The sequence below is a fragment of the Delftia sp. ASV31 genome, from assembly GCF_016428765.1.
Classification (GTDB): Bacteria; Pseudomonadota; Gammaproteobacteria; order Burkholderiales; family Burkholderiaceae_C; genus Comamonas; species Comamonas acidovorans.
Map to the genome: position 1 here is coordinate 23967 of NZ_JAELTK010000065.1, position 12106 is coordinate 36072.

Genomic DNA, 12106 nt, shown 5'->3' on the forward strand with positions numbered 1-12106 from the left:
AAAACTGGCGCAACCCAAAGCGAGGGACACCGAGGAAGGGCCGTCCCGCACCGAGGGTGTCGTCCCCCTCCCCCGCGAAGCGGGTAGAGAGGGGGAAGCGGCGTAAGCCGCTCAGGGGGTTGTCAAATACGTTTTTACAGTCTGTCAATCATTCATGGGATTGTAAAGAACCATTGTCGTGGCAAGAATGGATGTTTTGAGTGGAAAACCCAAGTTCGGAGACATACAGATGAGCGAACAAGCCCAGGCTTCCGTGGTCCAGACCCGCCTTGATGGTGCCGTGCTGGTGGTCAGCATCAACAACCCCCCCGTGAATGCCCTGGGCCAGGCCGTGCGCGCCGGCCTGCTGGCTGCCGTGGAGCAGGCCGAATCGGATGCCGCCGTGAAGGCCGTGCTCATCGTGGGTGAGGGCAAGGCCTTCATCGCCGGAGCAGACATCCGCGAATTCGGCAAGCCCGCCATGCCGCCCTCGCTGCCCGAGGTGCTCAATCGCCTCGAAGCCTCCGACAAGATAGTGGTCGCCGCCATCCATGGCCCTGCCCTGGGCGGCGGCCTGGAAGTGGCCATGTCGGCCCACTACCGCCTGGCTTTGCCGGCTGCCAAGCTTGGCCTGCCCGAAGTCAACCTGGGCCTGCTGCCCGGCGCCGGCGGCACGCAGCGCGCACCGCGCCTGATGGGCGTGAAGGCGGCCGCCGACCTCATGCTCAGCGGCAAGCACCTGTCGGCCAAGGCCGCGCTGGCCGCCGGCCTGGTGGACAAGCTGGTGGACGGCACCGACGCCACGGCCGCAGGCCTGGCCTACGCCAACGAGCTGCTGGCAACCAATACCGCGCCGCGCCGCACGCGTGACATTGAAATCGCCGACAAGGCTGCTGCCCTGGCCGAGCTCGACGCGCTGGCCGCAGAGACCGCCAAGAAGAGCCGCGGCCTGTTCTCGCCGCTGAAGATCGTGGAATGCGTGCGCGCCGCCGTGGAGCTGCCCTTCGACGAAGGCATCGCCAAGGAGCGTGCCCTGTTCGTGGAATGCCTGAACAGCCCGCAGCGCGCCGGCCTGATCCATGCCTTCTTCGCCGAGCGCGAAACCGCCAAGATTCCCGAAGCCAAGGCCGCCGCGCCGCGCCACTTTGCCAAGATCGCCGTCATCGGCGGCGGCACCATGGGCGCCGGCATCACGGTGTCCGCGCTGGACGCGGGCCTCACGGTGACCATGATCGAGCGCGACGCCGACTCCATCGCGCGCGGCCAGGCCAATGTGGAGAAGGTCTACAACGGCCTGATCGCCAAGGGCCGCATGACCGAGGAGGCCAAGGCCGCCGTCATGGCACGCTACACGCCCAGCACCTCCTATGACGACATCAAGGATGTGGACCTGGTGATCGAGGCCGTGTTCGAGGACCTCGAAGTCAAGAAGGCCGTGTTCAAAGAACTGGACCGCGTCTGCAAGCCGGGCGCCGTGCTGGCCACCAACACCTCCTACCTGGACATCGACGCCATTGCCGCCGCCACCTCGCGCCCGCAGGACGTGATAGGCCTGCACTTCTTCAGCCCCGCCAACATCATGAAGCTGCTGGAGATCGTGGTGCCCGCCAAGGTGGCGCCCGATGTGGTGACCACGGCCTTCGAGCTGGCCAAGCGCATGAAGAAGGTGCCCGTGCGCGCCGGCGTCTGCGACGGCTTCATCGGCAACCGCATCCTGGCCGTCTACAAGCAGGCTGCCGACTACATCATGGAAGACGGCGCCAGCCCCTACGAGATCGACGAGGCTGTGCGCGGCTTCGGCTACCCGATGGGCCCGTTCCAGGTCACCGACCTGGCCGGCGGCGACATCGGCTGGGCCACGCGCAAGCGGCGCGCTGCCACGCGCGATCCCAAGGCCCGCTACGTCGAAGTGGCCGACCGCGTCTGCGAGCGCGGCTGGTTCGGCCAGAAGACAGGCCGCGGCTTCTACCTCTACCCGCAGGGCGCGCGCGTCGGCCAGCCCGACCCCGAAGTGCTGGCCATCGTCGATGCCGAACGCGCCAAGAAGGGCGTGACGCCGCGCAAGTTCACCCCTGAGGAAATCATGCGCCGCTACATGGCCGCCATGGTCAACGAAGGTGCCAAGGTGGTGGAGGAGGGCATTGCCCTGCGCCCGCTGGACGTGGACGTGACCTTCCTGTCCGGCTACGGCTTCCCGCGCTTTCGTGGCGGCCCCATGAGGTGGGCCGACATGCAAGGTCTGGACAAGGTGCTGGCCGACATCCGCGAATTCGCCAAGGAAGACGCGCTGTTCTGGAAGCCTGCTCCCCTGCTCGAAAAGCTGGTCGCCGAAGGCCGCGATTTCGAAAGCCTGAACAAGGCGGCGTGAGCCGCCCCCGCGTTTCCCCGCCATGCCCTTGACCCGCTTCGTCCAACGCAGAGCGGGCAGGGCCGTGCACAACCACAACAATTTTCCAGAGACAAGCAAGGACCGACCATGCGCGAAGCCGTCATCGTTTCCACTGCCCGCACGCCCCTGACCAAGTCGCACCGCGGCGAGTTCAACGTCACGCCCGCCGCCCAGCTGGCGGCCTTCTCGGTCAAGGCCGCGGTCGAGCGCTCGGGCATCGACCCGGCCATGATCGAGGACCTGATCCTGGGCTGCGGCAACCCCGACGGCTTCCAGGGCCGCAACCTGGGCCGCCAGACCGTGCTGCGCGCCGAGCTGCCCCTGTCCATCGCGGGCACGACCATCACGCGCTTTTGCGCCTCGGGCCTGCAGTCCATCGCCATCGCGGCGGGCCGCATCGTGGCCGAGGGCGTGGACGCCATGCTGGCCGGCGGCATCGAGACCATCTCGGGCATCCGCCCCGGCAACAACCTGCCCACCGACATGGACCCCTGGCTGGTCGAGCACAAGCCCGAGCTGTACATGGCCATGATCGACACGGCCGACATCGTGGCGCGCCGCTACGGCATCAGCCGCGAGGACCAGGACGCCTTCTCGCTGCAAAGCCAGCAGCGCACGGCCGCCGCCCAGGCCGCCGACCTGTTCAAGGACGAAATCATTGCCTGCGCCACGCGCATGGCCGAGAAGAACAAGGACACGGGCGAGATCACCTACCGCGACGTGGTCGCCACCAAGGACAACTGCAACCGCGCCTCCACCACGTTGGAAGGCCTGGCCAAGCTGGAACCCGTCAAGGGCCCGGACCAGTTCATCACGGCCGGCAATGCCTCGCAGCTGTCCGATGGATCGTCGGCCTGCGTGCTGATGGAAGCCAGGCAGGCCGAGCGCCTGGGCCTGTCCCCGCTGGGCGCCTTCCGCGGCTTTGCCGTGGCCGGCTGCGAGCCTGACGAAATGGGCATCGGCCCCGTCTTCGCGGTCCCCAAGCTGCTGGCGCGCCACGGCCTCAAGGTCGAGGACATCGACCTGTGGGAACTCAACGAGGCTTTCGCCTCCCAGGCCCTGTACTGCCAGCGCAAGCTGGGCATTCCCAACGAGCGCCTGAACGTCAACGGCGGCGCCATCTCCATCGGCCACCCCTTCGGCATGACGGGTGCGCGCCTGGCGGGCCACATCCTGCTGGAAGGCCGGCGCCGCAAGGCCCGGGACGCGTCAGTCAAGTGGGGCGTGGTCACCATGTGCATCGCAGGTGGCATGGGCGCCGCAGGCCTGTTCGAAATTTATTGAATAAGCACCCCCTGAGCGGCTGGCGCCGCTTCCCCCTCTCTCGCTTCGCGGGAGGGGAACGACGCCCTTGCTGCGGGGCGGCCCTTGCTCGGCGTCCCTCGCTTGGGGCACGCCAATTTCAGGGCTGCAAACGGCTTACAACGCCACGGATTACTGGGGAATAGCAATGGATTTGCAATTTACGACTGAAGAACTGGCCTTCCGCGACGAGGTTCGCGGCTTCCTCAAGGACAAGCTGCCCGAGGACCTGTCGCACAAGGTCAAGAACGGCCTGCAACTGAGCAAGCAGGACATGGAGCGCTGGCACGCCATCCTCAACGAGCGCGGCTGGCTGGCCAACCACTGGCCCGAGCAGCACGGCGGCCCGGGCTGGAGCGCGGTGCAGAAATTCATCTTCGAGCATGAATGCGCGCTGGCGGGCACGCCGCGCATCGTGCCCTTCGGGCTGAGCATGCTGGGCCCCGTCCTGATCAAGTACGGCAACGAGGCGCAGAAGGCCCACTGGCTGCCGCGCATCCTCAATGGCGCCGACTGGTGGTGCCAGGGCTATTCGGAGCCGGGTTCGGGCTCGGACCTGGCCTCGGTCAAGACGTCTGCCGTGCGCGATGGCGATCACTACATCGTCAACGGCCAGAAGACCTGGACCACGCTGGGCCAGCACGCCAACATGATCTTCTGCCTGGTGCGCACCAACCGCGAGGCCAAGGCGCAGCAGGGCATCAGCTTCCTGCTGGTGGACATGAACTCGCCCGGCGTGGAAGTGCGCCCCATCATCACGCTGGACGGCGAGCACGAGGTCAACGAAGTCTTCTTCACCGACGTCAGGGTGCCCGTGGAGAACCTGGTCGGCGAAGAGAACAAGGGCTGGACCTACGCCAAGTACCTGCTGACCTACGAGCGCACCAACATCGCGGGCGTGGGCTTCTCGGTGGCCGGCCTGGAAAAGCTCAAGGCCGTCGCCGGCCGCATGCTGCGCAACGGCAAGCCGCTGACGCAGGACCCGCTGTTCGCGGCCCGCCTGGCCAAGGTCGAGATCGACCTGGAGAACATGAAGACCACCAACCTGCGCGTGATCGCCGCCGTGGCCGGCGGCGGCGTGCCGGGCGCCGAAAGCTCCATGCTCAAGATCCGCGGCACCGAGATCCGCCAGGAAATCCTGTCCCTGGTACGCCGCGCCATGGGCCCCTACGCCGCGCCCTTCATCGAAGAGGCCCTGCAGGCCGGCTACGACCAGCCTGCCATCGGCGACGCCGCAGCCGCCACGGCCGCCGCCGCGTACTTCAACTACCGCAAGCTGTCGATCTTCGGCGGCTCCAACGAAATCCAGAAGAACATCATCTCCAAGATGATCCTCGGCCTCTGATCCGGCAAGGAAAACGGAACATGAACTTCGAACACACCGAAGACCGCCGCATGCTGGCGGACAGCCTCAACCGCTTCGTCTCCGAGCAGTACGCCATCGAGGCTCGCAACCACGTCGCCTATGGCGAGGAAGGCCACAGCCCGCTGCTGTACGGGCAGTTCGCGGACATCGGCGCCATCGGCGCGCTGTTCCCCGAGGACGCTGGCGGCTTCGGCGGCCAGGGCTTCGACATCAGCGTGGTCTTCGAATGCCTGGGCCGCGGCCTGGTGGCCGAGCCGCTGCTGGGCGCCCTGGTCGTGGGCCGGGCCCTGATCGCGGCTGGCAGCGATGCGCAAAAGGAACAGCTGGCAGCCATCATCGGCGGCACGTCCATTGCGGCCCTGGCCCATGACGAGCCCGGCAGCCACTACGAGCTCAACAACGTCGCCACCACGGCCGTGCGCAGCGGCGACGGCTGGGTGCTGAACGGCGCCAAGGGCGTGGTCGCCTTCGGCGAGAAGGCCGACCTGCTGCTGGTCTCGGCCCGCACCTCGGGCAGCCAGTACGACGAGGCCGGCATCAGCCTGTTCCTGGTCCCCGGCAATGCCGCAGGCATCCAAAAGCGCGGCTACAACCGCATCGAAGGCGGCCGCGCGGCCGAGCTGGTGCTGGACAAGGTGCAGGTCGGCGCAGACGCCCTGCTGGGCGAAGAAGGCCAGGGCCTGTCCCTGCTGGAACGCATCAGCGGCTACGCCGTGCTGGCGCTGACCGCCGAGGCCGTGGGCGCCATGGACGTGGCCAAGGACCAGACGCTGGAGTACCTGCGCACGCGCAAGCAGTTCGGCGTGCCCATCGGCAGCTTCCAGGCCCTGCAGCACCGCATGGCCGACCTGCTGCTGGAAGTGGAGCAGGCGCGCTCGGCCGTGATCAACGCGGCCGCCGCCATTGCGGACGAAGACCGCGTGGCGCGCGAGAAGGCCCTGTCGGCCGCCAAGTACAGCATCGGCCGCATCGGCACCCTGGTGGCCGAGGAAAGCATCCAGATGCATGGCGGCATCGGCATGACCTGGGAGCTGCCCCTGGCCCACTACGCCAAGCGCCTGGTCATGATCGACCACCAGTTCGGCGACGAGGACCACCATCTGTCGCGTTACATCGCACTCGGCTCGCAACACTGAGCCAAGGAAAGCCGCCATGACCGAAGCGAACCAAGTCCTGCTGACCCGCCGCGAAGGCGCCGTGCTGGTGCTGTCCAACAACAACGTGGCCGCGCGCAACGCGCTGTCGCCCGAGTTCTACGCGGCCGTCTCGGCGGCGCTCAAGAGCGCGGCGACCGACCCCACCGTGGGCGCCGTGGTGCTCACGGGCGAGGGCGGCCACTTCTGCGCGGGCGGCGACCTGCGCCAGCTGGCCAAGCGCCGCGAGCTGCCGGTGCAGGAGCGACGCGCCAAGCTCGAAGGCCTGCATGACCTGATCCGCAGCGTGCGCGACTTTCCCAAGCCCGTGATCGCCGCGGTCGAAGGCGCGGCGGCCGGCGCGGGCCTGTCGCTGGCCCTGGCCTGCGACATGCTGGTGGCCGCGAAGAACGCCGTGTTCTCGGTCGCCTACGTCAAGGTCGGCCTCACGCCCGATGGCGGCGCCACTGCCTTCCTGGCCGAGTTCGTCTCGCGCCAGGTGCTGACCGAGCTGTGCCTGACCGGCGAGCGCATCAGCGGCGAGCGCCTGCATGCCCTGGGCCCCGTCAACCGCCTGTCCGAACCGGGCCAGGCCCAGGCCGACGCCGTGGCGCTGGCCGCCCAGGTGGCCACCGGCCCCGACCAGGCCATGGCCCTGATCAAGGACCTGTGCCGCCAGGCGCCGCGCAACACGCTGGAAGAGCAGCTGGAGCTGGAGGCGCAGTACATGGTGCGCTCGCAGGAGAGCGAGGAATCGCGCGAAGGCATTAGTGCCTTCCTCGAAAAGCGCAGCGCCGACTTCACGAAATTGCGCAGCTGACACCGTTCAAGACCTAAAAGACTTCCCAAGGAGACAACGCACATGGCCGACAGCCACAACGATCAGAACCAGGACATCGACTTCCCGCTGGAGGGTGTGCGCGTGCTCGACCTCTCGCGCGTGTTCGCGGGGCCGCTGTGCGGCATGGTGCTGGCCGACTTCGGCGCCGAAGTGGTCAAGGTCGAGCACCCGGGCCGCGGCGACGACACGCGCGACTGGGGCCTGCGCATCGGCAAGACCGAGACCACCTACTACAACAGCATGAACCGCAACAAGCGGTCCATCACGCTGGACCTGCAGACCCCCGAGGGCGTGAAGATCGTCCACGACCTGCTGCCCCAGTTCGACGTGGTCATCCACAACTTCAAGACTGGCGGCGCCGAGAAGCTGGGCCTGGGCTACGAACAGCTCAAGGCCATCAAGCCCGGCATCATCTACTGCGCCGTGGCCGGCTATGACAGCAGCGGTCCCGAGGCCAAGCGCCCCGGCTACGACCTGGTCATCCAGGGCGAGGCCGGCCTCATGGCGCTCAACGGCGAGGCCGGCACGCCGCCGCTCAAGTTCGGCGTGGCCGTGGTCGATCTCATGACCGGCATGTACGCGGCCCAGGCCATCCTGGCCGCGCTGTTCCGCCGCGAGCGCACGGGCAAGGGCCGCCTCATCGAGATGGCGCTGTACGACAGCGGCATCATGATCACCGGCTACTACGGCCTGGACGCCATGCAGCTGGGCCACGACCCCGAGCGCTACGGCAATGCCCACCCCTCCATCGTTCCCTACGGCATGTACGAGGCGGCCGACGGCCCGCTGATCATCGCCGTGGGCAACAACGCCCAGTTCGACAAGTTCTGCCGCCAGGTGGTGATGCGCCCCGACATCGTCGAGGACGCGCGTTTCTCCACCAACGTCAACCGCGCCAAGAACCGCCTGGAGCTGGGCCCCATGCTCAAGGAACTGATCCGCTCCTTCCCGCGCGATCTGCTGCTGGAGCGCCTGACGGCCGCCGGCATCCCCTGCGGCCGCGTGGCCGGCCTGCACGAGGCCCTGACCAGCGAGCGCACGCGCCGTGGCGGCCTGCTGCGTGACATGCCCCACCCCGTGGTCGGCACCACGCCCGTGTTCGCGCCGCCCTACCGCCTGGACGGCCAGCGCCTGCCCATCCGCCATGCACCGCCCACGCTGGGCGAGGGCACGCGCGAGGTGCTGCACCGGCTGCTGAGCATGAGCGATGAGCAGCTGCAGCAGCTGCAGTCCAGGGGCGTGCTGACCCTGCCCGAGACCCCCGCGCAACAGGGATAAGAGGACCGATCACGCGACTGATTCCACGGGGGCCATTGATGCCCGGCTCCCGGCCCCGCCAGGTTTGCATGCCGCACCAAGACGGCACCCATAGACAGCAATACCCAGGAGACAAAACCATGAGCAACCAAGTCACACGCCGCGACCTTCTTCAAGGGCTGGCCGCCATCGGCGGCACCAGCCTGCTGGCCACGGGCGCCACCAGCGCCCTCGCACAGGCCGGCAAGCCGGCCGCGTGGCCCACCAAGCCCATCCGCGTGGTTGTGCCCTTCAACGCGGGCGGCGCCACCGACATCATTGCGCGCACCATCGGCGAGGCCCTGGCCAGGCGCGTGGGCCAGCCCGTGGTCATCGACAACCGCGCGGGCGCGGCCGGCATCCTGGGCACGGACGCCGTGGTCAAGGCGCCCGCCGATGGCCACACCCTGCTGGTCTCGCTCAGCACCTCCATGCTGATCAACCAGTTCCTCTACACCAAGCTGCCCTACAACCCGCAAAAGGACATCGCCCTGGTCACCCAGATCGCGGCGGCGCCCGTCACCCTGGTGGTCCATCCCTCGGTGCCGGCCAACAACATGAAGGAGCTGCTGGCCTACGTGAAGGCCAACAAGGGCAAGCTCTCGTACGGCTCCTGGGGCGTGGGCTCGTATGCCCACCTGGCCGGTGCCTACATGAGCAAGACCATGGACGCCGACATGACCCACGCCGCCTACAAGGGCGAGGCGCCCATGATCCAGGAGCTGATCGGCGGCCAGCTGCAGATGTGCTTTTCCAGCGCGCTCAACACCAAGCCCTTCATCGACTCGGGCAAGCTCAAGGCCATCGGCGTCACCGGCAAGGAGCGCATGGAAATCCTGCCCAAGCTGCCCACCATCCATGAGCAGGGCGTCACCGACGACGCCTACGCCATCTACGGCTGGGTGGCCATGGGCGCACCGGCCGGCGTGCCCAAGGAGATCGTGGACCAGCTCTACGGCCACCTTCGCGAAATCGCCAAGGACCCCAAGGTGCTGGAGCGCACCGTGGGCGCAGGCTTCATGCCGCTGATGAACAGCCCGCAGGCCTTCCGCGAGAACTACCAGCGCGACATGCCCATCTGGAAGGCGCTGGTCGATGAGGCTGGCGCGAAGCTTGATTGATTTTTCCGGCCCGCGGCAGCGGGCCGCCACCGACGACTGCTGAGACAGCTTTGAGAGGAGACTTCATGTACACGCGCAATCCCGCATCCCCGGCACGCCCCACGCGGCGCAGCGTTCTGGCCCTGGCCGCAGCCCCGCTGCTGGCCGGCATGGCCGGCGGCGCCCTGGCCGAGACTGGCTGGCCCAGCAAGATGCTGCGGCTGGTCGTGCCCTTCCCGGCGGGCGGCCCCACCGACACGGCATCGCGCATCGTGGGCCAGAAGCTGGGCGAGCGTCTCAAGCAGACCGTGGTGGTGGAAAACCGCCCTGGCGCCTCCGGCTCCATCGCGGCCGTGCAGGTCGCCAAGAGCCCGGCCGACGGCTACACGCTGATGATGCTGGCCACGCCCACGCTGCTGGCGCCGCACCTGTACAAGAAGGCCGGCTACGACACCGTCAAGGACTTCACGCCCGTGGCCACGGTCTATGACCTGCCCATCGTCATCGTGGTCAATCCCACGCTGCTGCCCGATGTCACCGACCTCAAGAGCCTGATCGCCCACGCCAAGGCGCAGAAGGTCGCGCTCAACTACACCAGCTCGGGCGCCGGCAGCTTCGGCCACCTGAGCATGGAGCTGCTCAAGCAGATGGCCGGCTTCGACATGCAGCACGTGCCCTACAAGGGCGGCGTGCCCGCCATCACCGACACCATCGGCGGCCAGGTGCCCATCATGTATGCCGACCTCGTGGCCGCGCTGCCCCACATCCAGGCCGGCAAGCTGCGCGCCATCGCCGTGGGATCGCCCCAGCGCGTGGCCATGCTGCCCGACACCAAGACCATTGCCGAGCAGGGCATCAAGGGCTACGACGCCGTCTCCTGGGGCGGCCTGCTGGCGCCCAAGGGCACGCCTAAGGCCGTGGTCGACCGCATCGCCAGCGAAGTTCAGCAGATCCTGGCCGACAAGGACATCCAGGAAAAGCTGCTCAACGCAGGCGCCATCGCCGCCTACCAGAACCCCGCCCAGCTGGGCCAGCGCATCCAGCAGGACTACACGCGCTGGGGCCAGCTGATCCGCGACAAGGGCATTGCAGTGGAGTGACATCGACATGAAGACACGCATCACCGAACTCTTTGGCATCGAGCATCCCATCATCCAGGGCGGCATGCACCATGTGGGCCTGGCCGAGCTGGCCGCCGCCGTCTCCAACGCGGGCGGCCTGGGGCTGATCACGGGCCTGACCCAGCGCACGCCCGAGCTGCTGGCGCGCGAGATCGCGCGCTGCCGCGAGATGACGGACAAGCCCTTCGGCGTCAATCTGACCTTCCTGCCCTCGGTCAACCCGCCCGACTACCCGGGCTACGTCAAGGCCATCATCGAAGGCGGCGTCAAGGTCGTGGAGACGGCGGGCAACAACCCGCAGAAATGGCTGCCCGCGCTCAAGGAAGCCGGCATCAAGGTCATCCACAAGTGCACCTCGGTGCGCCATGCGCTCAAGGCCGAGGCGATCGGCTGCGACGCCATCAGTGTGGACGGCTTCGAATGCGGCGGCCATCCGGGCGAGGACGACATCCCCAATTTCATCCTGCTGCCGCGCGCGGCCGAAGAACTGAAGATTCCCTTTGTCGCCTCGGGCGGCATGGCCGACGGCCGCTCGCTGGTGGCTGCGCTGGCGCTGGGCGCCGAGGGCATCAACATGGGCACGCGCTTCATCGCCACGCAGGAAGCGCCCGTGCACGACAACGTCAAGCAGGCCATCGTCGCGGCCAGCGAGCTGGACACGCGCCTGGTCATGCGCCCGCTGCGCAACACCGAGCGCGTGCTGACCAACCCGGCCACCGAGCGCCTGCTGCAAAAGGAGCGCGAGCTGGGCGCGGCCATCACCTTTGCCGACATCGCGCCCGAGGTGGCCGGCGTCTATCCGCGCATCATGCATGACGGCGACATGGACGCAGGCGTCTGGTCCTGTGGCATGGTGGCCGGCCTGATCAACGACGTGCCCACGGTCCAGCAGCTGATCTCCGGCATCATGGACCAGGCCCATGCACTGATCAACGAGCGGTTGGCCGGCCTGGCCCGCTGACCGCCCATCTTCACAGGGCTTACGCAAACAGGATGCGACAACGTGCTGCGCCCCATGGCAAGCCGCTTGCCTTGTTCCTTCTTGCGTAGGTCGTACTTCAAAAACCAGGAAAGAGCTTTCTCATGAAAATCCTTGTACCCGTCAAACGTGTCGTGGACTACAACGTGAAGGTCCGCGTGAAGTCGGACGGCACGGGCGTGGACATCGCCAACGTCAAGATGAGCATGAACCCCTTTGACGAAATCGCCGTCGAAGAAGCCGTTCGCCTCAAGGAAAAGGGCGTGGCCACCGAAGTCATCGCCGTCTCCTGCGGCGTGGCCCAGTGCCAGGAAACCCTGCGCACGGCCATGGCCATCGGTGCCGACCGCGGCATCCTGGTGGAGACCACCGAGGAGCTGCAGCCCCTGGCCGTCGCCAAGCTGCTCAAGGCCCTGGTCGACAAGGAGCAGCCCGGCCTCATCATCCTGGGCAAGCAGGCCATCGACGACGACGCCAACCAGACCGGCCAGATGCTGGCGGCCCTGGCCGACCTGCCGCAAGCCACCTTCGCCTCCAAGGTCGAAGTCGCTGGCGACAAGGTGAATGTCACGCGTGAAGTGGACGGCGGCCTGGAAACCC

Annotated in this window: 10 protein-coding genes; all 10 read left to right on the plus strand. The window is 67.4% G+C overall.

Features of this window, described 5'->3' with window-relative positions; all coding sequences use genetic code 11:
* The first annotated feature begins 229 nt into the window (after positions 1-229).
* Positions 230-2347, plus strand: a complete 2118-nt coding sequence (locus JHD82_RS20870; protein ID WP_199138535.1) for a 3-hydroxyacyl-CoA dehydrogenase NAD-binding domain-containing protein — start codon at positions 230-232, stop codon at positions 2345-2347.
* 108 nt (positions 2348-2455) lie between these two features.
* Entirely contained in the window at positions 2456-3652 is a 1197-nt protein-coding gene (locus JHD82_RS20875) for an acetyl-CoA C-acyltransferase (protein WP_199138537.1), read from the plus strand.
* Positions 3653-3818: 166 nt separating this feature from the next.
* Positions 3819-5015 (plus strand): acyl-CoA dehydrogenase family protein, encoded by a 1197-nt coding sequence (locus tag JHD82_RS20880; RefSeq protein ID WP_013804149.1) that lies wholly within the window; start codon positions 3819-3821, stop codon positions 5013-5015.
* 20 nt (positions 5016-5035) lie between these two features.
* Complete coding sequence (locus JHD82_RS20885) at positions 5036-6172, plus strand: acyl-CoA dehydrogenase family protein (RefSeq protein ID WP_199138538.1); 1137 nt, start codon at positions 5036-5038, stop codon at positions 6170-6172.
* A 16-nt stretch (positions 6173-6188) separates the two neighbouring features.
* Complete coding sequence (locus tag JHD82_RS20890) at positions 6189-6989, plus strand: oxepin-CoA hydrolase, alternative type (RefSeq protein WP_199138540.1); 801 nt, start codon at positions 6189-6191, stop codon at positions 6987-6989.
* A gap of 42 nt (positions 6990-7031) precedes the next feature.
* Positions 7032-8288, plus strand: coding sequence for a CaiB/BaiF CoA-transferase family protein (locus tag JHD82_RS20895; protein WP_199138542.1), 1257 nt, complete (start codon positions 7032-7034; stop codon positions 8286-8288).
* Positions 8289-8407: 119 nt separating this feature from the next.
* Complete coding sequence (locus tag JHD82_RS20900) at positions 8408-9427, plus strand: tripartite tricarboxylate transporter substrate binding protein (RefSeq protein WP_199138544.1); 1020 nt, start codon at positions 8408-8410, stop codon at positions 9425-9427.
* A 65-nt stretch (positions 9428-9492) separates the two neighbouring features.
* The gene (locus tag JHD82_RS20905) at positions 9493-10506 is read left to right on the plus strand and encodes a tripartite tricarboxylate transporter substrate binding protein (RefSeq protein ID WP_013804144.1); all 1014 of its coding nucleotides are present in this window, start codon (positions 9493-9495) and stop codon (positions 10504-10506) included.
* Positions 10507-10513: 7 nt separating this feature from the next.
* Positions 10514-11488 carry a nitronate monooxygenase family protein gene (locus JHD82_RS20910; protein WP_012203331.1) on the plus strand — a complete coding sequence of 325 codons (975 nt, stop codon included), beginning with the start codon at positions 10514-10516 and terminating at the stop codon, positions 11486-11488.
* A gap of 122 nt (positions 11489-11610) precedes the next feature.
* Positions 11611-12106, plus strand: a 496-nt coding sequence (locus tag JHD82_RS20915; protein ID WP_199138546.1) for an electron transfer flavoprotein subunit beta/FixA family protein, incomplete at its 3' end; no start/stop codon positions are given.